The following is a 24,190-nucleotide window of genomic DNA, read 5'->3' as shown; positions in this document are numbered from 1 at the left end:
TTAAATTCTAAAATTATTCAGCATATAAGTCTAATTCAGACAATACTTTATTTGGCTCCAAAAACTTAGTAAGGATTTTTTCATTGTTTTTTACCATTCTAATACCTTCTAGTAAGATGGTCTCTTTTTCTGTTAGCCCTTTACTAATGATATATAAGTGAGGTAATTCTGCACCAATGGTAATTTCTCTTTGTCTTACAATATTGTCCTTACCAATTACAAAAACATAGGTTTTATCTAAAATCTCAAAAGTGGCTTTTTGAGGAATAATAATGACATCTTTAAAAGGCACATTCATTAAAACACTTCCTGTTTCTCCATGTCTTAAAATACCGTCTGGGTTTGGAAATGTGGCTCTAAAGGCAATGTTACCAGTTTCGTTATTAAATTCGCCCTCTATGGTTTCTACAATTCCTTTTTGGTTAAAACGTTGGTTGTTTGCCATTAGAAGATCTACTTCTTTTTTCGCGTTTTTATCAGCACTCATTATATAATCAAGATATTCGGCTTCTGGCACATTAAAATACACCCACATTTTACTATTGTCCGATAATGTGGTCAGTAGCTCCCCTTCATCTAAAAGACTTCCTTCCCTTGCTTCCAAATGATCCATAATACCATCAAAAGGTGCGTTGATTTTTGTAAAACCTAAGTGGGTTTGTGCGAGCACAACTTCAGCAGTTGCTTTATCGTAATTGGCATTTGCTAAAGCCAATTCGTTTGGGGACACGACATTACCATCAGCCAATAATTTGGTGTTTTTTAGCTCAATTTCAGCAGCGTTAAATTCGGCTTTTGCTTTTTGTAATTCGGCCTGATAAATATTAGGCATTATTTGAAACATAGCTTGTCCCGTTTTAACATGTTGGCCTTCATCTACAAATATTTGCTTTAAATATCCTTTTTCTAAGGCTCTTATTTCTATGTGCTTAATAGAATGGATTTGACTCACATAGTCTTTGGTTATTATGGTATCTTTTTTAATGGGATTTGTAACAAGAAAGGCCGTTTGTTCTTTTTTTTCTTCTTTTTTTGTTTGACAACTTGTGTGAATTAAAAGCACAAGCAAGCCTATAAAAACAGCTGTTTTTTTCATAAAAATTTTGTTTAAAATAATTTGGAGTTAAATTGAATATATAGCAGCCATACTAGTTTTATATGACCAGCCAGTTAATTAAATTAAGATTTGAGTAAAAAAAGGTAAACTAAAAATGATGGTTTACAAGATGATGTATTATCAGATAATAAATACTTGAAGTCTTACATGAAGTTTTGTTGTAGACTTGTCAAAATAGTTTTTATAACGATGGGAACCCTTGTGTAGTTGAAATGACAATTCATTAAATAATTGTGCATTTAAAAAGGTGGTTGAATAAGAGTCAAAAGACAAAAAATTATCTTCACCAGACGATTCTTCGTTTTCTATTTCTTGAATTTCAGCAGTTTCAAAAGGAAATTTCCTTTTATTTTCTTGTCTAGAAGAATTAAAAGAGAAGCTATTTAAATGGGTATCGATAGAAGCTATATTTGTAGTAGCTCCTATTTCTTCAATAAAGTTTAAATAATTGCCTTCAATTATTGAATTTGCATTAAGGCTTATAGCACATGTAATCAGTGCTATACCAAAAAATAATAAATATTTATTGAAGATTTTGTTCATTTCGGGCATAAAATTATTGCAAATGGCTTTTATAACCAAATAATGATCGTATATAATTAAATTAAGAATAATTAATGAGTTTTCCTTGAAAAAAGCATCCTGTTATTATTAATATGGAAAAATATTAAAGGTGTCTTTAGGTTCTGTCTAAAATATAAAACCGCTCAAGTAATTGAACGGTTCATATATTTTAATAATTTTCGATTTAACTTATGTACAACCCTATCTATTTTTAAAATAATTGAAATTTTATTTGCATAACTAATCGGTTATACATAATTTTATAACCGAACAGTTATATATGATAGATTATGAGAAGAGATGTATTTCAAGCCATTGCAGATCCTACGAGAAGAGAAATCATTGGACTTCTAGCAAACAACCCGATGAACCTAACAAGTGTAACGGAAAATTTTAAAATGAGTCAACCTGCTATTTCAAAACACATGAAAATATTAATAGAATGTGGTTTAATTAGTGTGGAAAAGCAAGGAAGGGAACGTTATTGCGAAGCTAAATTGGATTCTTTAAATGAAGTTGAAGAATGGCTAGCACCTTTCAGAAAAATGTGGGAACAACGTTTTGACCAATTAGACCAACTCTTAATAAAAATGCAATCGAAAAACGAAAAGTAATCAACAGTTATTAAAATGGAATTAGAAGGCAGACAACTGAAAATGGCTCGCATATTTAAAGCGCCTATTGAATTGGTTTGGGAAGCTTGGACAAAACCAGAACACCTTGTAAAATGGTGGGGACCCAATGGATTTACCACTACCATTCACAAAATGGATTTTCAAGAAGGTGGCGAATGGAAACTAACCATGCACGGACCAGATGGCACAAACTATCCAAACAGAAGTATATACAAGGAAATTATTCCTCTTAAAAAAATTGCGTTTGAACATTTCAATCCACATTTTATTACTACAGTTCTTTTTACAGCCAAAGGCCAAGACACCCAAATAGATTGGCGTATGCTTTTCGATACACCAGAAATGCTTGAAACGGTCATAAAAGCACATAAAGCTGATGAAGGATTAAAACAAAACTTAGAAAAATTGTCTAATTATCTAAAAAGTAAAAAATGAAAAACCTAACAAATTTTACCAAAGACTTAGAAAACAAAAAACTTCATGTAACCCGTACATTCAATGCGCCTTTAGAATTAGTTTGGAGCACATGGACAGAACCTAAATTGTTAGAACAATGGTGGGCACCAAAGCCTTATAAGACCGTTATAAAATTTATGGATTTTAAAGAAGGTGGCCATTGTTTATATTATATGCTTAGTCCCGAAGGTGATAAACATTGGTGTCGAGCGGATTACTTAAAAATTTCAAAACATCACTATTTCACAGTTCAAGATGCCTTTTGTAATGAAGAAGGCGTGCCTAATACCGAACATCCGAGTATGCATTGGAACAATCAGTTTGAATCTAAAGAAAACACCACCCATGTGAAAATAGAAATATCATTTGATAAAGTTGAAGATATTCAGAAAATTATCAATATGGGCTTCAAAGAAGGGTTTACAGCTGCTCTTGAAAATTTAGATGACTACTTAAAGCAACAATCCAATAACTAAAATCAACGAAAAATGGAAACAACAAAAAAAGTATCAAAAATACAATTATGGGCGTCTTACATTCTACAAGGTCTTGTAGTTCTTATGTTTTTAATGGGAGCTGTTATGAATCTATTACAAACTGAAGAAGCTCTAACAGGTGCAACAGCTATGGGATATCCAAAAGAATCTGTCTTTTATTTAGGCATCGTATTACTTATAGGCACCTTATTATATGCCTTTCCGAAAACAGTCATCTACGGTGCCATTATTTTAACAGGGTGGTTAGGTGGTGCGGTAGCAACCCATGTTATCCATAAAGACCCCATGTTTAATATCATTTTTCCAGTAATTTTTGGAATCGTTTTATGGTTAAGTATTTTGCTACGAAACAAAAACCTAAAAGCACTTTTGTCAAATTAAGATTCATTAATCATGAACACTAAGATTATTAGTTGAAAAAATATCAAGAAGCAAACGAACAATTAAGAAGCATTCATTATGGAAGAAAAAATAGTTGAAATTGAAAAGGTTTTTAATGCACCCATACAACTTGTATGGAAAGCTATAACCGAAAAGGATTTAATGAAACAATGGTACTTCGAATTGAATGATTTTAAAGCTGAAGACGGCTTTGAATTTCAGTTCTATGGTCAAGGTTTAAAAGGCGAACAATATCTTCATATCTGTAAAATTTTAGAAATTGAACCTTTAAAAAAATTAAAACATAGCTGGACTTACCACGGACATGAAGGCTATTCTACAGTAACATTTGAACTTTTTGACGAAGGCACAAACAAAACAAAATTAAGGTTAACACATATAGGATTAGATACTTTCCCAGCAAATAATCCAGATTTTGCAAGAGAGAATTTTATAAATGGCTGGACCTATTTAATACACACAGCTTTGAAAGATTTTTTAGAAAAAGAAGTTTAATACATGACAAAAATCCAAATATATCCAGATGTCGGTCTGAGCGCAGTCAAAGACATTGAAAATATCGGTTTTAATCGCATTTCGACTTTAGTTTATCTGAACATAGCCGAAAGTCTCTATGGGACACACTTCAATTTTTGTCATGTACTAAAAAAAGAAGAATACAGACGCAACTAAATCCAATTTTTAGCATCGTATTAATATTTTCATAGATAAATTAATCAAAACTATTTCTAAAATGGTAGAAGTATTTAAAACCAATATCACTAAACAAAAGAAAGCAGAACAAATAATCGAAAAACTACAACAAAAATTTTCCGGTTATAAAATCAATTTCGACCTTGAAGATTGTGATAATATTTTGCGAGTTGAAAGCACTACAGGCCAAATTGACCATGAGGTTCTTGTCCAAATAATTAGTGACGATGGTTTTTATATAGAACCTCTAAAAGATGACCTTTCAATGACAACTCAAAATAAATCTGAAATTTGATTTTGAATCTTAAAAACATTTTCAGCTATAAACTAGATTCTGCCTTTTTCAGTATGTCCTTAATACGATGTTTTAAAGTTTCGGGTTCTATAATTTTAGCATAATCACAAAACATAAGATACCATCTAGGGAATCCGTTTTCCAAATCGGTCGTCATAAAAGTCATTTCAACATAATCACCTTTTACTGTTTCAGAAACAAAGCCATAATGTTTTCTTCCGCTATTTATATAACGTGCCACACTTTTATCGACTAAAATTATAACTTTAGTTTTTTGAACTGCTTCATTTTTTTGTCGATGCTCATCTATCGTTCCGTGTTCTATCGTAAATGGAAGCTGCGTTCTGTTTATTAGCAACATTCTATCAGTTCTAAATTGCCTGTAATCGTTTCTAATATGACAATACCCCAATACATACCAAAATCCATTTTCATGAAACACACCAACTGGTTCTATATGTCTTTCAGAAGGTATTTCGCTATTTAAAGCATAGTATTTTAAAAATACTTGCTTCTTCTCGGCAATACTCTCAAAAAGAATCTCTAATGCGTTTGGTAAATTTTTATTGAAAAGTTCTTGGGAAGGATCAACCATTATTTGCGATTCCAATGCTGAAATCCAATCTTTTTCGCGTCCTCGTAACACCGACTTAATTTTGTACATAGCTGACTCATGATAACTCCCTAAAGATTTATCAACAAACTTTTGCATAAACTTTTCTGCCGCAACAAAACTCCCTGCTTCTTCACGTGTAAACATAACGGGAGGCAATCTATAGCCTTCCATAATGGAATAACCAACCCCAGCTTCACTCACTATAGGTACACCTGATGCTTCCAGTGTTCTTACATCTCTATAAATAGTGCGCAAACTTACCTGAAATCGGTCTGCTAGTTCCTGGGCCTTAACAATGCGTTTAGACTGTAATTGCACAAGAATGGCTAAAATACGGTCAAAACGTTTTACAGAATCTAAACTCATAATGGCATAACATATTTCCCAAAGATAGGACTTCAAATGAAAGTATAAACCAAAATAAGGCTTCATTTTATCCATAGCAATTCAGCATTAATATCATAATCACAATACAAAGTAACGTACCAATTATGACAACCCTTTGTCAGCAATAAATCTATTTTTTTTGAAAAGTTGATTTATCCCCCTAAAATATTTTTATATCATAACCAACTTATTGATAACAGTTTAAAAATAAAATTGAAAATTATTTTTCACTACTGACAAAAGGCTGTCACACCCCCTCTTTAATTTTGGTTTAGAAATAAAAATCATAAAAAAAACAACACTTATGGAAACCACATTTAACGAAAACACAAAAAAGCACGATGTTATCACACCAACAGATTTAATAAATCATTGGCAAGGCCATAGAGCTTTAACCCGCAGGGTTATTGAAGCTTTTCCTGAGGAAGCTTTTTTTAACCATACCATTGGTGGGATGCGTCCTTTTTCTGAAATGGTCATGGAATTGCTTGGTATTGCCGGGCCTGGTATTAAAGAAATTGCAACTGGAATATCATCGCCTCTTAATGAACACTTTGAGCATGGCAATAAAAAAGCCAAAATACTTGAATTGTGGGACGAGGCAACAAACGACATTAACACCTATTGGGTTCAAATTAAACGGGAACAATTTCAAAAGAACATTAAAATATTTGGTCAATATGAAGGCACAGTTTATTCATCGATATTCTATTTTATTGACAATGAAATTCATCATCGCGGACAAGCCTATGTTTATTTACGCTCTCTAGGTATTGAACCACCAGCATTTTATGAACGTTAATTAAATAAAAAACATTTAGTTCATGACAAAAATCCAAATATAATCGGATGTCAGGATGGGTTTGTCGAAGCCGTACAAATAAATAAAGAAGATGTAGAGAAGGACTTCGACAAGCTACCATTGACGTATTTTGTAAACATCTGTTTTACAGCTAATTAAATTTATAAAAAACTACGTCATCGTATTCGCTAGTTAAAAAACTTAACAAAGGTCTCAGTCTGACAATATATGGTTTAAATTGATTTTGTCGAACACGGTCTGTCATACTGAGCCTGTCGAAGCTATATGCAGAAGTATTTGAGATTGGACTAAACTAAAAAACAATAAATATAAACAGATGAAAACCGTTTTAGTATTTAAAACTTCTATTTCTAAAAAAAGCCATATTAAGACAGTACAACCTTTTTTAAATAATTTGATTAGTAAAAATGGTTATTGGAATTTTGATTTGGAGGATTGCGACAACATCCTCCGAGTCGAAACCCATACAGTTAAAAGTGATTCTGTCCGTAACATTCTAATGAATCAAGGCTTTTTGTGTGAAGAGTTATATTGAACTCATTTAAAAATATTAAAGATGATCATAGTAAAAGTAACATACACCGTAAAACCTAATTTTGTCAATAAAAACAAGGAAAACATTCAGTTGTTTATGGAAGATTTTCAAAAATTGAATACCAACGATTTTCGGTATACAATTTATTCATGTGAAGACGGTAAAACCTTTGTTCATCTGTCCCATTATAAAAATGAAGGCATTCAAAAACAATTGTTAGAAGTCCCTTCATTTATATCGTTTCAAAAACAAAGAGATGAGAGCAAATTAGAACTTGTCCCTACTATTGAAACAATGCGCTTGGTTAGCGCTTCTATGAATATTTTTGATGAATAATCAATGTCCTTATAACTATCAAAATATTGAAAACAAAAAATCCATGCAAATTACTATCTGCATGGATTTTTTTATATATGAATTTAGTTTAACCTACTTTTTGCTTTTCTTTCATTTTTTCTAAAAGCACTAACTCACGATGAATTTCCTCTTTTCGTTCGTTAAACTTTCTAACTTTTTCATCAATAATCTCCTGCTTTCTTTTGCTTTCCAAACGTCTTAATTCTTCCTTTTCAAGATCCTTTTTCTTTTTCTTTCTCTCTCTTATTTTTTCTAAAGAAACAGAATAATAAGCATAACCGTACATACTTATAAATAACAATGCTAAAATTCCTAATATAACGTAACCGTTTTGCATATAAACTTGGATTAATTTAATGATTGGTCCTTAAGTTAAGACACTAACTCCTAACTCCTTACAAAATTATAAAAAAGAACTTGCTGCTTAAAATAAAAAAGGTAAAGTGCTCAAAAATAAGCTCAAAGAACAAATTATAAGTTAAAACGGTTAAAAATCACATAACAAAACGTCTATTATTTGTTTAGTCTATAGCTACCAAATCGCCTTCCCATTCTAAAATACCTCCTTCTAGATTATAGGCATTTTCAAAACCTAACTGATCCATAATGGCACAGGCTTGACCACTTCTATTTCCCGAACGGCAATACACATAATAGTTTTTATCTTTATCTAAGGCTTCAATTTCATCTATAAAATCCTGACCTTTATATATATCTATATGAATAGCATTTGGTATAATACCATCGGCTACTTCGGCATCGGTTCTTACATCCAATACGACTGCTTTTTTGTCATTCTCTAATCGTGATGCCCATTCTTCTTGTGATAAATCTTCCATTGTTTTTAATATATTTTATAATACAAATTTAATACTTCTAAAATTTATAGACGAAAAAAAATCCAAAGTATTACACCTTGGATTTTTTTAAGCATTTGTGTTCGATTAAAGATTTAAGACCACTTTACCAAAAGAATATAGAAAATAGACTAAATGACAACAAATTGCTATTCAAATGTCTTTGCATGTCTACAATCTCTTTAAAAGAGCCATTATCACTGTGTTTACAGAGAATTTAAAAAGTTTTATCGGACAACAATACCATTTAATAAAAACGTTATACTTTAATAGAACAGCCTATCGCTTTCGTTTCGGTTTGCTCAACCTCTTTTCCTTGTAATAAAGCGTCAACTGCTTTTTCAACATACTTTGTTGACACAGCCGATGCATCTTTATAATTATCATCAATAGCTCCTATATACCTAACAACATTGCCTTTTTCTGTTTTTTGCAGTACAAACATATGTGGTGTTTTGGTAGCCCCAAACTTTGGAAAGACTTTTTGTTCTTTATCAATTAAATAAGGAAATGTAAATCCTTTTTCGCTGGCTCTTTGCTTCATAGCGTCTAAATTATCATCTGGTTTGATAGTTACATTATTTGGCATAATTGCAATGACGGGATAGCCTTTTGACGCATATTTTTTATCTAAAGCTATAATTCTATCTTCATAAGCTACCGCATACGGGCAGGTGTTACAGGTAAATGTTACTATAAATCCTTTTGCTTTTTTGTAATCTGATAAGGATACCATTTTTCCATCAATATTTTTAAGTGAAAAATCTTCGGCAACATCGCCTATTTTGTAACCTTCACCAAAAGTTGTTTTATGAATTGTAAATGCACTAATGCATAGTACAATAACAGCTGCGGAAATTAATTTAATAGTCTTGTTCATTGTATTTCTATTTTAAAAATTGTTTGACTTCTGTTTCTAATGCTTCGAAGCTAAAAGATTGCTCAAAAAACTTACGTTCATTATTTTTATAAATTATCGTAGCTGGTATAGAACCAGACCATGTTTCATCTACTTTAGGTATCCAAGTATTCATATCTACATCGTCTAATGCAATTACTTTCGATTTTAGTTTTTTATTCTTTATAAAAGGTTTCAACTTCGAATCATATAAATGTGGAAAATCCAAACTCACCAACAACACTTCAACATTTTTATTAGCATATTCTGCTTGTAATTTTTCGAAATATGGCAACTCTTTTACACAAGGTGCGCACCAGGTTGCCCAAAAATTTATAACGTGAATCTTATCGTCCTTTTTATTAAGAAACTTTTCAAAACCATTAAAATCGTATACTTCTAAATCTAAATTAGCTTCACTTTGCTTTTCAATAGTGCTATTATTAATAGCAGTATCTGTTTTTTTCTCTTTATTATTACAGCTTACAAAAACAAGTAGTGTGATAAGTAGTACTTTAAATTTCATGTTTTTATCTATGTTGTTCAATTATCACATGGAACATCCTGGATAATGATTCCTTTGGGATGTAAAATTTTGCCATGGATGTTTCATGTTTTATTTTATTAGACTCTTAAACGATTAATTGGTTTAATAAAATATCAATTTAGGTATAAAAATAATTAATACTTCAAGGTTATTAGACCGTTTAACATTATTTTATGCAAAAATTAACTTGAAATATTGTGTAATTATATTTTCATTTCTATATTTGAACTCGTTAAAACAAAAAACAAAAAAAATTGAAATCAATTTTAAACAATACTTGGTGGTGGTCTTTTCTAAACTTACGTTTCGTGAAATAAAACCCTAGTATATTTAAAACTTAAAATATTCAAAAGGCTTGTCGTTCACGACAAGCCTTTTTTGTAAGGTATTTTGTCATTTCCGCGAAGACGGAAATCTTAAAATGAAGTAAAGATGTTTAATGAAAATGTATATTATATTTACATCATGACAAATAAGAAAAACGGCGTGATTTATATTGGAATGTCGGGAAATATTAATCAAAGAATAAATCAACACAAGAAAAAATACAGCAAAGGATTTACTAACAAATACAATTTAGATATTTTAGTTTATTATGAAAAATTTGATTCCCCAAACGAAGCCATCAAAAGAGAAAAACAAATAAAAAAATGGAATAGATCGTGGAAAATCAATTTGATAAATGATTTTAACCCAGATTGGAACGATTTAAGTTATTTTTTTAATATTAAAGTAGAATAAAAAAAAGATTTCCGCCTTTGCGGAAATGACAAAGACATTTAAATGGACAAATTTAATTTATACACGCACTACAAAAAAATTCTTGCAGATACGATTACGCCTGTTAGTATTTATTTGAAAATAAGAGACAAATACCCAAACAGTATATTGCTTGAAAGTAGCGATTATCATGCGAATGATAACAGTTTTTCATATATCTGTTTTAATCCCATTGCTACTATTAAAGTTGAAAACGAAACTATTTTTCAAACGTTTCCTGATGGAAGTCAAACTTCAAATCCAATAACCGAAAGCTCTGATGTTTCTGAAGAAATTAACCAATTCACGAAACGCTTTAAAGTAAATTCTGAAGAAGAATTCAAATTTATAAATAACGGTATTTTTGGATATATTGCTTATGATGCGGTACGGTATTTTGAGGATATAGAGATTTCAAAAAAAGAAAACTCAATAGCAATCCCCGATGTTAATTATGCTGTTTATCAAAATATTATAGCTATAAATCACCATAAAAACGAAGCATACATTTTTGCACATTGTTTTAACTCTGAACCTAACATTGAAGAAATAGATCATTTAATCAAAGTAAAAAACTTTGCGTCTTACAATTTTTCTTCAAATGGAAACATTACTTCCAATTTAACAGACGATGAATACAAACACCATGTAGAATTAGCAAAAAAACATTGTGGGCGTGGTGACGTATTCCAACTGGTGCTTTCAAAAAGTTTTTCTCAAGAATTTAAAGGTGATGAGTTCAATGTGTATCGTGCTTTAAGAAGTATCAATCCGTCACCTTATTTATTCTACTTCGATTACGGAAACTTTAAAATTTTTGGAAGCTCACCCGAAGCGCAATTAATTGTTAGCGATGGAAAAGCTGAAATTCATCCTATAGCAGGCACTTTTAAACGTACTGGAAACGATATACAAGATGCCGAATTAGCAAAAAAACTAGTTGTAGATGCTAAAGAAAATGCTGAACATGTTATGTTAGTAGATTTGGCTAGAAACGATTTAAGCCGACATGGAAGCCATGTGACTGTCGACACCTATCGTGAGGTTCAGTTTTTCTCACACGTTATCCATTTGGTTAGCAAAGTTACCGGGCAAAAACATAAAGAAACGGCAACGATGCAAGTGGTTGCCGACACTTTTCCTGCTGGAACCTTAAGTGGCGCGCCAAAACACAGAGCCATGCAACTTATTGAGGAATACGAAAAAACAAGCCGTTCTTTTTATGGTGGTGCCATTGGATTTATGGATTTTGAAGGTAACTTTAACCATGCCATCATGATTCGTACCTTTTTAAGTAAAAACCATAAACTGCATTGGCGAGCCGGTGCTGGAATTGTATCAAAATCAAGTCCAGAAAACGAATTACAGGAAGTGTATAACAAATTAGGAGCCCTAACAAAAGCTATTGAATTAGCAGAAACTATATAAATTCCTGCGTGGCAGGAATCTTTTAAAATAAAAAAACATACGTCTAGAAATACATTCGTGTATTTGTGGCGAAAAAATTAAATTAATTAAAAATAGCTTCCTGCTTTCGCAGGAATAAAAAAGATGACAAACGTATTAGTTATAGATAATTACGACAGTTTTACATACAATCTGGTGCATTATTTAGAAGATTTAAACTGCAATGTTACCGTTGTTAGAAACGACAAATTAACTTTGGACGATGTAGAACCTTTTGATAAAATAGTGTTATCACCAGGTCCTGGAATTCCAGATGAGGCCGGGTTATTAAAACCCATTATTGAACGCTTTGCGCCAACAAAAAGCATCTTAGGAGTTTGTTTGGGACAACAAGCCATTGCTGAAGTTTTTGGAGGCTCACTCATAAATTTAGAAGACGTTTATCATGGTGTTGCTACAAAAGTGACCATTACTGTTGACGATGAATCCTTATTTAAAGGTATGGATAAAGAGATTGAAGTTGGCCGTTATCACTCGTGGGTGGTAAGTCCAGATTTACCGGAAAGCTTGGAAGCAACATCTTTTGATGCCAACGGACAAGTGATGTCGTTACGCCATAAAGTATACGATGTTAAAGGGGTACAATACCATCCGGAATCGGTTTTAACACCTAACGGGAAACAGATTTTAAAGAATTGGCTGAATATAGACTTTAGACGATAGATTTAAGACTATAGACTTGAGATAAGAGACATTGAGGCTATAGACTTTACAATCAGTTAATTATAAAAGTTTTTTTTTTGAAACCAATAAAATTATACCTAAAAAATAATTATAATTTATATATGAACAATTATAAAGAACTCAAAGTTTGGCAGAAATCTATGGAATTAGTAGAAATTGTTTATAAGTTAACAAGTACATTTCCTAAAGAAGAGAAATATGGGTTAACAAGTCAAATTCAAAGAAGTTCAATTTCAATACCTTCAAATATTGCTGAAGGAGCTGGAAGAAATTCCGATAAAGAATTTAGAAATTTTTTAGGTGTTGCAAATGGATCATCAAATGAATTAAGCACACAATTAATATTAGCAATAAGAATTGGTTATACAAATGAATCTGACATGGAATATATTTTTAATTTACTTTCTGAAATTCAAAAAATGATTTTTTCGCTAATTAAAAAATTTTCTAATCTATAGTGTATATCTCAAGTCTATCATCTTTAGTCTCAAGTCTATTATCTTTAGTCTAACATCTATTATCAATTAAATGAAAAATATATTAAACAGACTTATAAACCACGAAAGCATTTCCAGTGACGAAGCGAAACAGGTTTTGGTAAAAATCTCTAAAGGCGATTATAATCAAAGCCAAATTGCAGCGTTTCTAACCGTTTTTATGATGCGAAGTATTACGCTTGAAGAATTGCGAGGCTTTCGTGATGCACTTTTAGAATTATGCATTCCTATTGATTTAAAGGATTTTAATGCCATTGATTTATGCGGAACTGGTGGCGATGGAAAAGATACATTTAATATTTCAACCTTAGCGTCATTTGTAACTGCAGGAGCTGGAGTTAATGTGGCAAAACATGGTAATTACGGCGTATCTTCGGCTTGTGGTTCTTCAAATGTTATGGAATATTTAGGTATTAAATTTTCAAATGATGAAGATTTCTTAAAACGCTCGATAGATAAAGCTGGTATTTGTGTGTTGCACGCACCACTCTTCCACCCTGCTATGAAAAATGTAGCACCTATTCGTCGTGAATTGGGCGTAAAAACATTTTTCAATATGTTAGGCCCTATGGTAAATCCATCATTTCCTAAAAACCAAATGGTGGGCGTTTTCAACTTGGAATTACTTCGTCTTTATGGCTATCTATATCAGAATACCGATAAAAACTATTCCATAGTTCATGCATTAGATGGTTATGATGAAATTTCATTAACAGGACCAACTAAAGTCATTTCAAATCGTGCCGAAACTATGTTTTCCCCAGAAGATTTAGGGCTTTCAGAAATAACGCAAGAATCCATTTTTGGAGGAAATACTGTTGAAGCTTCTGCCAAAATCTTCATGGACGTTATACAAGGAAAAGGAACAGAACAACAAAATAACGTAGTTTGTGCCAATGCTGGTTTAGCGATAGCAACCACCAATCAAATGGACCACAAACAAGGATTTGATCTGGCAAAAGAATCTTTATTAAGTGGAAAAGGATTAAAAGCATTACAAACCATTCAAGAGTTAAGTAAATGAACATTCTAGATAAAATTGTAGCCGACAAACGCATGGAGGTCGATTTACGAAAATCATTAATTCCAATAAAACAATTGGAACAGTCGGTGTTGTTTGAAAGGGAAACCATGTCATTAGCAAATAAATTACGCAATAGCCAAACAGGGATTATTGCGGAACATAAACGCAGATCGCCATCAAAATCAGTTATCAATCAAAATTTAAATGTATTTGATGTTGCAAAAGGTTATGAAAATGCAGGTGTTTGCGGTATGTCTGTTTTAACCGATGGCAAATATTTTGGAGGTTCTCTAGACGATTTGCTAACAGCAAGAGCCAGTTGTAATTTACCTCTTTTACGCAAAGAATTTATTATAGATGAATATCAACTATTAGAAGCCAGGGCATATGGTGCAGATGTTATTTTACTAATTGCCGCCATTTTAACAAAAGAGGAAATTAAACAATTTTCAGAATTTGCTAAAAACCTAAACTTGGATGTCCTATTAGAAGTTCATAATGAAGAAGAATTGCATAAATCCATCATGCCTAGTTTAGATATGTTAGGCGTAAATAACCGAAACTTAAAAACCTTCGAAGTAAGTTTAGAAACAAGTAAAAAACTAAGTGAGCTCATTCCAAACGATTTTGTAAAAGTATCTGAAAGTGGCATTAGTAATATTGAAGCCATTAAAGAATTACAACCTTATGGATATAAAGGGTTTTTAATTGGTGAGAACTTTATGAAAACCGATAATGCGGGTGAAAGTGCAAAACAATTTATTAAAGAATTAGAAAAATGAAATTAAAGGTTTGTGGCATGAAATATCAAGACAATATAGAACACGTTGCAGCTTTGCAACCGGACTATCTTGGGTTTATATTTTATGATAAATCTGCTAGATACTTTGATTCTGAAAACATCCCTGAACTGCCTAAATCAATAAAGAAAGTAGGTGTTTTTGTTGATGAAGACATAGCCATTGTTATGGAGAAAATAAACACCCATAATCTACAAGCCGTACAACTTCATGGTAAAGAAACACCTGAATATTGTGACGTTTTAAAAAAACGTCATGCTGAACTTGTTTCAGAATCACATCATGAGAATCTGAAACAAGTTCAGATTGATGGGAAACTAGAAATAATCAAAGTGTTTTCAATAAAAGAAACATTCGATTTTGGGATTTTAAAAGCATACGAAGCCTTTTGCGATTATTTCCTGTTCGACACCAAAGGAAAATTACCCGGAGGCAATGGTTACACTTTCGATTGGAATGTTTTAAACAACTATCCTTCAACCAAACCATTTTTTTTGAGTGGTGGTATCGGATTAAATGAAGTAGAAAAAATTAAAGAATTTAAACAAAATACAGCTTCAAAATATTGTTTTGCTATTGATGTAAATAGCAGATTTGAATTGGAGCCAGGATTAAAGAATATTGAATTATTAAAAGAATTTAAAAGCAAATTATGTCACTTCGAGTGATTTTTGAGGCACGAAAAAATTGTATCGAGAAGTCAAAAGTTCTCGATACAAAATTCTAAAAAAGAATTTCAGTCGAACTGACAAAAACAAGACATCATGAATTATAATGTAAACGAAAAAGGTTATTATGGTGAATTTGGAGGCGCATACATACCCGAAATGCTCTATCCAAATGTAGAAGAGTTACGCCAGAATTATTTAAAAATAATGGCAGAACCCGATTTTAAAAAAGAGTTCGATCAGCTTTTAAAAGATTATGTAGGACGTCCTTCCCCACTCTATTTTGCAAAGCGTCTTTCAGAAAAATACCATACCAAAATTTATTTAAAGCGTGAAGATTTAAACCATACAGGTGCTCACAAAATCAATAACACCATTGGGCAAATTTTAATGGCAAAGCGTTTAGGCAAACACCGTATTATTGCCGAAACTGGAGCCGGTCAGCATGGTGTTGCAACCGCAACGGTTTGTGCTTTAATGGGACTGGAATGTATTGTTTATATGGGTGAAATCGATATTGCACGACAAGCACCCAATGTGGCCCGTATGAAAATGTTAGGAGCCACCGTAGTTCCTGCATTATCGGGAAGTCGTACTTTAAAAGACGCTACCAATGAAGCCATTCGCGATTGGATTAACAATCCTGTAGATACACATTACATCATTGGTTCCGCCATTGGTCCACACCCCTATCCAGATATGGTAACGCGTTTTCAATCGGTGATTTCGGAAGAGATCAAATGGCAATTAAAAGAACACGAGAACAGTGAAAATCCCGATTACGTTGTCGCTTGTATTGGTGGTGGCAGTAATGCCGCTGGTACTTATTACCACTTTTTACATGAAAAAAACGTGAACATCATCGCGGTTGAAGCTGCTGGTTTAGGTGTCGATTCTGGCGAAAGTGCTGCCACTTCCGTATTGGGCAAAGAAGGTATTATTCACGGTTGTAAAACCCTTTTAATGCAAACCAAAGATGGACAAATTACTGAGCCTTATTCTATTTCGGCGGGATTGGATTATCCCGGTGTTGGTCCCATGCATTCCCATTTAGCCAAAACGGGACGTGCCGAATTCATGTCTATTACCGATGATGAAGCCATGAAAGCTGGTTTAGAATTATGCAAGTTAGAAGGCATCATTCCAGCCATTGAAAGCTCGCATGCCTTAGCTATTTTTGAACAGAAAAAATTTAAACCAAACGATGTGGTGGTGGTCAGTTTGTCTGGTCGTGGTGATAAAGATTTGGATACTTATATCGATTATTTTAAACTATAAGTTTATTTTTCTCATTCCCTCGAAGGAGGGAATCCTTTGATCAAAATTATAAATTTTATTAAAAAAGAATCCTTTATTAAAATATGGATGTTTATTATGTTTACATATTAACCAATAAGACCCCTTACAGTTTTATATTAACAATTCAGTAAAAAAGAACGGCAATTAGAATAATGGCAACTAATCAATAATAAATATTAACCACAAAGAACACAAAGAAAAATCGCAAAGTTCGCAAAAGTTTACTTTGAATTCTTTGCGAAACCATAGTCGTTAAAAAAAGTAGTATGACAGAAAACGAAATCTCTAATAAGCTAATAGGTTTGGCCATTGAAGTTCATAAAGCATTAGGTCCTGGGTTACTTGAGAGCGCCTATAAAGAATGTTTAATGTACAAAATCATTCAATCAGGGATGTTTGCAGAAAAGGAAAAGCCCATGCCTTTAGTTTTTGAAGAAGTCAAATTAGATTGTGGTTACAGAATAGATATATTGGTAGAGCATAAACTGGTTATTGAAATAAAAAGTGTAGAAGCATTAAATGATGTTCATTTGGCACAAACACTAACATATATGAAGCTTGGTGGCTTCAAACTTGGATTGTTGATCAACTTTAATGTTGCATTGTTGAAAAACGGAATAAGAAGAGTAATAAATAACCTATAAGTTCCCTTCGGTTTTGCTCAGGGCATACTTTGTGGCACTTTGCGGAAACCTTAGCGCACTTTGCGGTAAAAAAAAACAGTCTGATTAGTAACAAAAAATGGAATCGTGGTGGAAAATCAATTTAATAAACAGCCTGAATCCAGATTGGAAAGACCTTTCAGAATACATTTAGAAATAATAAGATTCCCTCCTTCGAGGGAATGAAAAAGAATCATTTATAATGAACAGAATAAATCAAAAATTACAAGAAAACAAAAAGTTACTTTCTATATATTTTACGGCAGGTTTTCCTTCTTTAAACGACACCGTAACCATTATTCAAAACCTAGAAAAAAGCGGTGTTGATATGATTGAAATCGGATTGCCTTTTAGCGACCCATTAGCCGATGGCCCAACCATTCAAGCGAGTTCAACGCAAGCATTAAAAAATGGCATGACCACGGAAGTACTTTTCAACCAAATAAAAGATATTAGAAAATCGGTATCCATTCCATTAATCGTTATGGGATATTTTAATCCGATGCTTCAATATGGCGTAGAAGCATTCTGCAAAAAATGCCAAGAAATAGGTATTGATGGCTTAATTATTCCCGATTTACCAGTAGATGTTTACAACGAAGCATACAAAGCTACGTTTGAAAAATACGGATTAATCAATGTGTTTTTAATAACACCACAAACAAGTGTAGAACGCATCCATTTTATTGACTCTATTTCAAATGGATTTATCTATATGGTAAGTAGTGCCAGTGTCACAGGAAGTCAATCTGGTTTTGGGGATGAAAACACTACTTATTTTAAACGCATTGCTAATATGAATCTTAGAAACCCTCAAATTATTGGGTTTGGTATTTCTGATAATAAAACATTTACGCAAGCCACCGAACATGCCAAAGGCGCCATTATTGGCAGTGCTTTTATAAAGTTTTTAACCAATAATCCCATTAGCGATATTAACAAATTTGTAAAAGATATTAAAAACTAATGCCCCTAAATATTGTTTTAATCGAACCCGAAATACCCAACAATACAGGCAATATTGGCAGGTTGGCCTTGGCTTCTGGATCTTGCTTACATCTTGTAAAACCTTTTGGATTTCAAATTGATGATACCAAATTAAAACGTGCTGGTTTGGATTATTGGAAACATGTCACCATCATTTATTACGATAGCGTTGACGATTTTTTCAATATAAATAAAGGCCAAAACATGGTATTTCTTTCTAGCCATGGCCATAAAAATCATTGGGACATCCCTTTTGAAGATAATATGTTCTTAGTTTTTGGAAAAGAATCGGTAGGATTGCCCAAAACAATTACCGACAAACATACCGAGAGACTTTATAAAATCCCTTTATACAGCACCCATGTGAGAAGTTTAAATTTAGCCAATGCAGTTGGCATAGTCGTGTATGAAGGGTTAAAACAATTAAGCTAAAACTTATATTAAAAAATGGTGCTTATCGGAAAACTTTCATCGATGCAAATTAACTAAAGCTAAAACGTCTCTATCCGCTACTTACTATGGAGAAGTTCTATGTTACAAATGTAAAAATCATGACACAGCGACTCATTGGCATTAACCTACAAATTACTTATAATCAAAGTTTTAATATATATTTAAGATAGATTTAAGACAATTTCGATGTAATTTTTTTATATTCATTATGAACTAAATATGAATTTAAAAAAAAGAAATCATGGGAATTATTAAAGATAAAAAGAAATTTGAAAGAACAAAAAAACAGAAAGATCCAACACAACCTAAGGTGAATAAAAAAACAAATGAATTTGACATTGATAAAAAAACCATTAAAAAACAACAGAACAAACATTAAAAAAATACTAAAGTTTAAATGTTTGTAAATCAATAACTAATTTATAAATCAATGAATTACCAATGATGCTTTTTTTAAAATTAGGACTTCGACAAGCTCAGTCTGACAAACGACAAGCTCAGTCTGACAAACTAAACGTCATTGGTAGATATCAATATTAAAAAAAGCGCAGTAATCAAAGGTCTTGATTACTACGCTTTTGTTTTTTCAGCATATTTAAATACATCGTTTCCACTTTAGCTCTTGCCCAAGGTGTTCGTCTTAAAAACTTTAAGCTCGACTTAACCGTAGGGTTGCTTGTAAAACAATTGATTTTAACGGTGTGCCCCATATATTCCCAACCATAATACGCTACCAAATCATTAATAATCTGTTCTAGCTTTATGCCATGTAATGGGTTATTTGGTTGTAATTCCATTTACTAAATCTCTAATTTTTACGGCCTTCTCAAAATGGTCTAACTGGTGTTCTTTAATCCACCAAGTAGCAGCTTCCATAAGTAACGCTGGATTATCATTTTTATTAGCAAAAAATGCATAAAAGGACACCCCAACCTGTTTGCCTTTAGCGGTTATTTTTTCATTGAACTCGTTTAAACTTTTTTGATTAAAGCGAAAATTAGTCATTTTGTGCTCGGTTGAAGGCTTTTTTGAGTTGCGTAGCAGAGCTACGGAAAGAAGAAAAGACAAAAAGCGAGTGCAAAAGGGCCATTTTTTAGCTAATTGTGAAAAGTTTAAACGAGTTCTCTACGAACTTTAATAATCTTAGCTTTTAAACTTGCTGTCATTATATTTAATTACGTCTGTCGTTTCTACGTCTGTCATTATTGCGTTTTGGGCGTCGGCTACTATCGTTTTTTTGAGTATTCGAATTAGCAGACCTCTCGTTGTTTCTAGAACGATTTCCTCCTCCACGTTGTTGGCGTTTTTCAGGCTCGGTAGAAGCATTCGGGTCGGGTTCAAAACCTGCCACTATTTCAACAGGAATCTTAATTCCAACTAACTTTTCAATATCACGTAAAAAGGTAGTTTCATCGGCGCTCACTAACGAAAGCGCTTCACCACTAGCTCCTGCTCTACCCGTTCTTCCAATTCTGTGTACATAATCTTCAGAAATGTTAGGCAATTCAAAATTAATAACGTGTGGTAATAACGGGATATCCAAACCACGAGCCGCAATATCGGTCGCAACCAAAACACTCACACTTCCGCTTTTAAAACCACCCAATGCTTTGGTACGTGCGCCCTGACTTTTATTACCATGTATAGCGGCAGCTTTTATACCTGCTTTTGCCATTTTTTCACATAGTTTATTGGCGCCATGTTTGGTTCGCGTAAAAACCAACACTTGTTTCCAATTGCCATCTGAGATTAATTTAATAATCAAATCGGTTTTTAAACCTTTAGCTACGCGATATACTTTTTGTGAAATGGCATCAACCGTTGTGTTTTCAGGTGTGGCTTCTACCTGCACAGGATTGTTTAAAATACCATGTGCCAGTTTTTTAATATCGGATGAAAAAGTTGCCGAAAACATTAAGTTTTGGCGTTTCTCTGGCATGAGTTTAATAATACGTTCTATATCGCGTAAAAAACCCATATCGAGCATGCGGTCAGCTTCATCCAAAACCAAAATCTCAACACGTTTTAAAGATATATGGTTCTGATTTATTAAATCCAATAACCGCCCTGGTGTTGCCACCAACACGTCAATACCTTGACGCATCGTTGTTACTTGTGGGTTTTGATTGACGCCTCCAAAAATAACAGCACTTCGCAGTTCTAAAAACTCACTGTACTCTTTGACGTTTGCATATACTTGTGCTGCCAATTCTCGCGTTGGCGTTAAAATTAACGCACGAATGGGTCTGTATTTTTCTTTTGGATTTTCTGATAAAATATGTAAAAGCGGTAATGTAAAACCTGCTGTTTTACCCGTACCCGTTTGTGCACTTGCCAATACATCTTTACCTTGTAAAATAGGTGGAATGGCTTTTTGTTGAATAGGACTTGGGGTTGTGTATCCCTTTTTGCTAATAGCTTTTAGCAAGGCTTGGGATAAGCCTAATGAATTAAATTGCATATAAATTGTTTAGTAGCCCTAATTGGGCATTTTGAGATGAGAATCTATAAACTAAACATCACCCCGTTTTTTTTATTAAGCGGCAAAGGTACGGTTAATTTATTGGTATATGGTATTTATTTAACACGCACATATAGCTACGGAATGAAGATCCGTTCTGTTAAAATTTTGTTAACGAAAATATTTGTTAATAATACGCTTAAAGCATTACTTTTGCACCAATAAATTATTGAGTTATGAACCCATCAGCTAACGGCTGGATAAAAAAATTGCTTAAAGAAGTAGCCAAAAACAATTCTTATTTAAACGTTGAAAGCGAAACTTTTTATAACGCTTTAAGAGATTGTGGTTTTATTTACGGAAGTAATTTTGATGTTGTTTGCAACGTTATTTCAAACAAAGACCTCACAGACGAAGAACTTTCTAAAACCAATTTGTGCTTAGCTTTACTTTATACCCACAAGAATTCTAGTTCTGAAACACCTTTTATAGAAAGTGTCATTAATTTTTATACGGAGATAAACGAACTTAAAACCTCGTTCTTTTTAGGGTTTCTTGGTGAAAAAAAATCTAACGGGCAACTAGAAAAAATAATACATAAGCGTATTCAGATTGATGATAACTTCATTACCAAAAACTTTAACTACTTTATTATTAATGCACTTCTATATGTTGATATATTAGCGTATGAAACCTTTTTAAAAAGTGAATCCATATCTATTGAATATATTAAAAACCTAGAGTCTTCTATTGAGACCATTTCTTTAGGAGCTTTGAATTCAAAAGCCTCAAAAAATAAATATGACTACAGTTTAATTAAACTGTTTGAATCGTCTTTACGCTATCATAACAGCACACCTATAACATATCCTGAAGCCATAAAAAGCATAAAAACCAATCTTGAAAAATATTATATTCTAGATTTAGCGTGTATGGCTACTTGGAGTGATAAAACCATTGACAAGAAAGAACAACTGTTTTTAATTCAATTAAGTACCGATTTACAAGTAGATACGCAACACATAAAGCAATCCATGAAAACGGTAAATACCTTTTACCATGTACATAGAAACCAAATTGCCCTGCTAAGTTCCAACAATATGGCACAGAGTTTCTACAACAACTCCAGTAAAATGGTGAAAAAATTAATTATCAGAAATAGTAAACGCCTGTATCAAGAATTAAAAGACAGTAAAGAACTTATGGTACTGCTTACACAATCTACCCAACGTGATTTAACCCTTGTTGAGCAGAAAAAAGTACAGGAACAACTATTGGACATTTTTAAATCCATCCCTAGCCTTGCCATCTTTTTGTTGCCTGGTGGTGCGCTTTTATTACCTTTGGTTGTTAAATTCATCCCCAAACTGTTACCTTCTGCTTTTGATGAAAACAGAATTGAGGAATAATAATAATAATAATAATAATTTATAGAAGTGGTTTAAACTTTTTCGATTGAAGTAGGACGGAGCGTGAAAAAATAACCCAGTGGGTTATTTTAGCGAACGAGCCAGCCAGCGCAATGGCAATTTTGTCCAATCGAAGTCTTTTTTGAGGTGCATAGCATCGCTACGGAAAGAAAAAAAGAAGTAGAGTGGGTAAAAAGGGCGATTTTTTAGCCAATTAGAAAAAGTTTAAACCACTTCATTATCTCAATTTTTTCATTAAATTTACCAATACTTCGTATTAACCTAAAAATCCAACTTAAATTTTGAAGAAATCGTACTCCATTGAGGAAATTAACAGCTTTTTAAACGGCGAGTTAATTGGAAACACTACACAAACCATTGAAGGTCCGGAACAATTACAAAACGCAAAAAGCAATCATATCTCCTTTATAGGAAGTACAAAATATATAAAATATTGGGCAGACTCTAAAGCTTGTGCGGCTGTAATAAACGATAGTTTAGAGTTAGAGCCAGGGAAGAATAGAGCCTTAATAAAAGTGAAGAATGCCGATTTAGCTATGGCTAAAATATTAGAGCTCTTCAATCCAGCACCACCTGAATTCACTATGGATATCCACCCTACAGCGGTCGTACACGACTCGGCAAAAATTGGGGAGGGTTGTAAAATTGGCGCAAACTGTTATATTGGTAAAGATGTAGAGTTAGGTAATGGCGTTGTTTTATATCCTAATGTATGTGTGTTTGATGAAACCATTATAGGTGACCATACGGTTGTTTGGTCTGGAACCGTTATTCGTGAGCGCTGTATTATTGGTAGCCATTGTATTTTCCATACCAATGTAAGCATTGGTGCCGATGGTTTTGGATACAGGCCTAGTGAGGATGGACGAGGCCTCGTTAAAATACCCCAAATAGGCAATGTTATCATTGGGCATTATGTAGAAATTGGTGCCAACTCATGTGTAGATCGCGCCAAGTTTAGCTCTACTATTATTGGTGATGGATGTAAAATTGATAATTTAGTGCAAATAGCCCACAACAGTATTATGGGACGTTCTTGCATTATGGCAGGCCATAGCGGACTTGCAGGTTCCGTGACCTTGGGAGATGGTGTTATCATTGGCGGTAGTGCTTCTATTAAAGACCATACCACTATTCATTCTGGAGCTACCGTTGGTGCAGGTTCTGGGGTTGTTGGCGATGTTGCTGCTGGAAAAACCGTTTTAGGATATCCTGCTCAAGATGCCCGAGACATGCTAAAACAGTGGGTCGCTTTAAGGCAGTTCATGAAAAAACAATAATTTAATACATAAGTAAGTCGAAAGTTTAAACGTTGTAAAG

General features: G+C 32.9%; 32 protein-coding genes. 22 read left to right on the top strand and 10 right to left on the bottom strand.

The window, feature by feature from the left end; genetic code table 11:
- Positions 1-13: 13 nt before the first annotated feature.
- Positions 14-1,096, bottom strand: a complete 1,083-nt coding sequence (locus tag CJ739_RS12965) for an efflux RND transporter periplasmic adaptor subunit (protein ID WP_117176024.1) — start codon at positions 1,094-1,096, stop codon at positions 14-16.
- Between the two features lie 141 nt (positions 1,097-1,237).
- Entirely contained in the window at positions 1,238-1,660 is a 423-nt protein-coding gene (locus CJ739_RS12960; RefSeq protein WP_162880213.1) for a hypothetical protein, read from the bottom strand.
- A 311-nt stretch (positions 1,661-1,971) separates the two neighbouring features.
- Here CJ739_RS12960 and CJ739_RS12955 point away from each other — a divergent pair, with 311 nt between their 5' ends.
- The 6 genes from CJ739_RS12955 (at position 1,972) to CJ739_RS12930 (ending at position 4,659) form a co-directional block, all read left to right on the top strand.
- The gene (locus CJ739_RS12955; RefSeq protein ID WP_117176020.1) at positions 1,972-2,295 is read left to right on the top strand and encodes an ArsR/SmtB family transcription factor; all 324 of its coding nucleotides are present in this window, start codon (positions 1,972-1,974) and stop codon (positions 2,293-2,295) included.
- 15 nt (positions 2,296-2,310) lie between these two features.
- Entirely contained in the window at positions 2,311-2,751 is a 441-nt protein-coding gene (locus CJ739_RS12950) for an SRPBCC family protein (RefSeq protein WP_117176018.1), read from the top strand.
- On the top strand, positions 2,748-3,248 hold the full coding sequence (locus tag CJ739_RS12945) for an SRPBCC family protein (RefSeq protein ID WP_117176016.1): 501 nt from the start codon (positions 2,748-2,750) through the stop codon (positions 3,246-3,248). The genes CJ739_RS12950 and CJ739_RS12945 overlap by 4 nt, the downstream gene beginning before the upstream one ends.
- 12 nt (positions 3,249-3,260) lie before the next feature.
- Positions 3,261-3,650, top strand: a complete 390-nt coding sequence (locus CJ739_RS12940) for a DoxX family protein (protein WP_117176014.1) — start codon at positions 3,261-3,263, stop codon at positions 3,648-3,650.
- 78 nt (positions 3,651-3,728) lie between these two features.
- A complete protein-coding gene (locus CJ739_RS12935) occupies positions 3,729-4,166 on the top strand; it encodes an SRPBCC family protein (protein ID WP_117176012.1) in 438 nt (145 codons plus the stop codon).
- 238 nt (positions 4,167-4,404) lie between these two features.
- The gene (locus CJ739_RS12930) at positions 4,405-4,659 is read left to right on the top strand and encodes a hypothetical protein (RefSeq protein ID WP_117176010.1); all 255 of its coding nucleotides are present in this window, start codon (positions 4,405-4,407) and stop codon (positions 4,657-4,659) included.
- 25 nt (positions 4,660-4,684) lie between these two features.
- Here CJ739_RS12930 and CJ739_RS12925 read toward each other — a convergent pair whose 3' ends face one another.
- The gene (locus tag CJ739_RS12925) at positions 4,685-5,641 is read right to left on the bottom strand and encodes a helix-turn-helix transcriptional regulator (protein WP_117178970.1); all 957 of its coding nucleotides are present in this window, start codon (positions 5,639-5,641) and stop codon (positions 4,685-4,687) included.
- Positions 5,642-5,966: 325 nt separating this feature from the next.
- On the opposite strand from CJ739_RS12925, the gene CJ739_RS12920 reads away from it, so the two are divergent.
- Together CJ739_RS12920 and CJ739_RS12910 are read left to right on the top strand one after the other, a co-directional pair.
- The gene (locus CJ739_RS12920) at positions 5,967-6,464 is read left to right on the top strand and encodes a DinB family protein (protein ID WP_117176007.1); all 498 of its coding nucleotides are present in this window, start codon (positions 5,967-5,969) and stop codon (positions 6,462-6,464) included.
- A 577-nt stretch (positions 6,465-7,041) separates the two neighbouring features.
- On the top strand, positions 7,042-7,356 hold the full coding sequence (locus tag CJ739_RS12910) for a hypothetical protein (protein ID WP_117176003.1): 315 nt from the start codon (positions 7,042-7,044) through the stop codon (positions 7,354-7,356).
- Between the two features lie 88 nt (positions 7,357-7,444).
- On the opposite strand, the gene CJ739_RS12905 is transcribed toward CJ739_RS12910, so the two are convergent.
- From CJ739_RS12905 to CJ739_RS12890, 4 genes are all read right to left on the bottom strand, one after another.
- Positions 7,445-7,714: a hypothetical protein gene (locus CJ739_RS12905; RefSeq protein ID WP_117176001.1), complete on the bottom strand. Its 270-nt coding sequence runs from the start codon at positions 7,712-7,714 to the stop codon at positions 7,445-7,447.
- A 184-nt stretch (positions 7,715-7,898) separates the two neighbouring features.
- Positions 7,899-8,216, bottom strand: a complete 318-nt coding sequence (locus tag CJ739_RS12900) for a rhodanese-like domain-containing protein (RefSeq protein ID WP_117175999.1) — start codon at positions 8,214-8,216, stop codon at positions 7,899-7,901.
- Between the two features lie 277 nt (positions 8,217-8,493).
- Complete coding sequence (locus CJ739_RS12895; RefSeq protein WP_117175997.1) at positions 8,494-9,114, bottom strand: thioredoxin family protein; 621 nt, start codon at positions 9,112-9,114, stop codon at positions 8,494-8,496.
- A 7-nt stretch (positions 9,115-9,121) separates the two neighbouring features.
- The gene (locus CJ739_RS12890) at positions 9,122-9,658 is read right to left on the bottom strand and encodes a TlpA family protein disulfide reductase (RefSeq protein ID WP_117175995.1); all 537 of its coding nucleotides are present in this window, start codon (positions 9,656-9,658) and stop codon (positions 9,122-9,124) included.
- Positions 9,659-10,111: 453 nt separating this feature from the next.
- Here CJ739_RS12890 and CJ739_RS12885 point away from each other — a divergent pair, with 453 nt between their 5' ends.
- The 12 genes from CJ739_RS12885 (at position 10,112) to CJ739_RS20365 (ending at position 19,358) form a co-directional block, all read left to right on the top strand.
- Positions 10,112-10,420 carry a GIY-YIG nuclease family protein gene (locus CJ739_RS12885; protein ID WP_117175993.1) on the top strand — a complete coding sequence of 103 codons (309 nt, stop codon included), beginning with the start codon at positions 10,112-10,114 and terminating at the stop codon, positions 10,418-10,420.
- 42 nt (positions 10,421-10,462) lie between these two features.
- Positions 10,463-11,866, top strand: coding sequence for an anthranilate synthase component I family protein (locus tag CJ739_RS12880; RefSeq protein ID WP_117175991.1), 1,404 nt, complete (start codon positions 10,463-10,465; stop codon positions 11,864-11,866).
- 123 nt (positions 11,867-11,989) lie between these two features.
- On the top strand, positions 11,990-12,568 hold the full coding sequence (locus CJ739_RS12875; RefSeq protein WP_117175989.1) for an anthranilate synthase component II: 579 nt from the start codon (positions 11,990-11,992) through the stop codon (positions 12,566-12,568).
- A gap of 122 nt (positions 12,569-12,690) precedes the next feature.
- Positions 12,691-13,047, top strand: a complete 357-nt coding sequence (locus CJ739_RS12870) for a four helix bundle protein (protein WP_117175987.1) — start codon at positions 12,691-12,693, stop codon at positions 13,045-13,047.
- Between the two features lie 70 nt (positions 13,048-13,117).
- Positions 13,118-14,110 carry an anthranilate phosphoribosyltransferase gene (trpD, locus tag CJ739_RS12865; protein ID WP_117175985.1) on the top strand — a complete coding sequence of 331 codons (993 nt, stop codon included), beginning with the start codon at positions 13,118-13,120 and terminating at the stop codon, positions 14,108-14,110.
- A complete protein-coding gene (trpC, locus tag CJ739_RS12860) occupies positions 14,107-14,892 on the top strand; it encodes an indole-3-glycerol phosphate synthase TrpC (RefSeq protein WP_117175983.1) in 786 nt (261 codons plus the stop codon). Before trpD ends, trpC begins: the two co-directional genes overlap by 4 nt.
- The gene (locus CJ739_RS12855) at positions 14,889-15,578 is read left to right on the top strand and encodes a phosphoribosylanthranilate isomerase (RefSeq protein ID WP_117175981.1); all 690 of its coding nucleotides are present in this window, start codon (positions 14,889-14,891) and stop codon (positions 15,576-15,578) included. Before trpC ends, CJ739_RS12855 begins: the two co-directional genes overlap by 4 nt.
- A 96-nt stretch (positions 15,579-15,674) precedes the next feature.
- Positions 15,675-16,856, top strand: coding sequence for a tryptophan synthase subunit beta (trpB, locus tag CJ739_RS12850; protein WP_117175979.1), 1,182 nt, complete (start codon positions 15,675-15,677; stop codon positions 16,854-16,856).
- A 287-nt stretch (positions 16,857-17,143) separates the two neighbouring features.
- The gene (locus CJ739_RS12845; protein WP_117175977.1) at positions 17,144-17,521 is read left to right on the top strand and encodes a GxxExxY protein; all 378 of its coding nucleotides are present in this window, start codon (positions 17,144-17,146) and stop codon (positions 17,519-17,521) included.
- 220 nt (positions 17,522-17,741) lie between these two features.
- Positions 17,742-18,506 carry a tryptophan synthase subunit alpha gene (trpA, locus tag CJ739_RS12840; RefSeq protein ID WP_117175975.1) on the top strand — a complete coding sequence of 255 codons (765 nt, stop codon included), beginning with the start codon at positions 17,742-17,744 and terminating at the stop codon, positions 18,504-18,506.
- A complete protein-coding gene (locus CJ739_RS12835; RefSeq protein WP_117175973.1) occupies positions 18,506-18,958 on the top strand; it encodes a tRNA (cytidine(34)-2'-O)-methyltransferase in 453 nt (150 codons plus the stop codon). Before trpA ends, CJ739_RS12835 begins: the two co-directional genes overlap by 1 nt.
- Before the next feature lie 262 nt (positions 18,959-19,220).
- The gene (locus CJ739_RS20365) at positions 19,221-19,358 is read left to right on the top strand and encodes a hypothetical protein (RefSeq protein ID WP_162880212.1); all 138 of its coding nucleotides are present in this window, start codon (positions 19,221-19,223) and stop codon (positions 19,356-19,358) included.
- A gap of 175 nt (positions 19,359-19,533) precedes the next feature.
- Here CJ739_RS20365 and CJ739_RS12830 read toward each other — a convergent pair whose 3' ends face one another.
- The 3 genes from CJ739_RS12830 to CJ739_RS12820 all read right to left on the bottom strand — a co-directional run bounded on the left by CJ739_RS12830 (position 19,534) and on the right by CJ739_RS12820 (position 21,440).
- A complete protein-coding gene (locus CJ739_RS12830; RefSeq protein ID WP_117175971.1) occupies positions 19,534-19,776 on the bottom strand; it encodes a VF530 family protein in 243 nt (80 codons plus the stop codon).
- Complete coding sequence (locus CJ739_RS12825; protein WP_117175969.1) at positions 19,757-19,984, bottom strand: DUF6500 family protein; 228 nt, start codon at positions 19,982-19,984, stop codon at positions 19,757-19,759. Before CJ739_RS12825 ends, CJ739_RS12830 begins: the two co-directional genes overlap by 20 nt.
- 166 nt (positions 19,985-20,150) lie before the next feature.
- Complete coding sequence (locus tag CJ739_RS12820; RefSeq protein WP_117175967.1) at positions 20,151-21,440, bottom strand: DEAD/DEAH box helicase; 1,290 nt, start codon at positions 21,438-21,440, stop codon at positions 20,151-20,153.
- 236 nt (positions 21,441-21,676) lie between these two features.
- Here CJ739_RS12820 and CJ739_RS12810 point away from each other — a divergent pair, with 236 nt between their 5' ends.
- Both CJ739_RS12810 and lpxD read left to right on the top strand, forming a co-directional pair.
- A complete protein-coding gene (locus tag CJ739_RS12810; RefSeq protein ID WP_117175962.1) occupies positions 21,677-22,849 on the top strand; it encodes an LETM1-related biofilm-associated protein in 1,173 nt (390 codons plus the stop codon).
- A 302-nt stretch (positions 22,850-23,151) separates the two neighbouring features.
- Positions 23,152-24,150 carry a UDP-3-O-(3-hydroxymyristoyl)glucosamine N-acyltransferase gene (gene lpxD, locus CJ739_RS12805; RefSeq protein WP_117175960.1) on the top strand — a complete coding sequence of 333 codons (999 nt, stop codon included), beginning with the start codon at positions 23,152-23,154 and terminating at the stop codon, positions 24,148-24,150.
- The last annotated feature ends 40 nt before the right edge of the window (positions 24,151-24,190 follow it).

It is taken from the genome of Mariniflexile sp. TRM1-10 (genome assembly GCF_003425985.1).
In the GTDB taxonomy this organism is placed as follows: domain Bacteria; phylum Bacteroidota; class Bacteroidia; order Flavobacteriales; family Flavobacteriaceae; genus Mariniflexile.
Note: the sequence above shows the minus strand (reverse complement) of the source record. Positions and strands in the feature narration are given on the sequence as shown.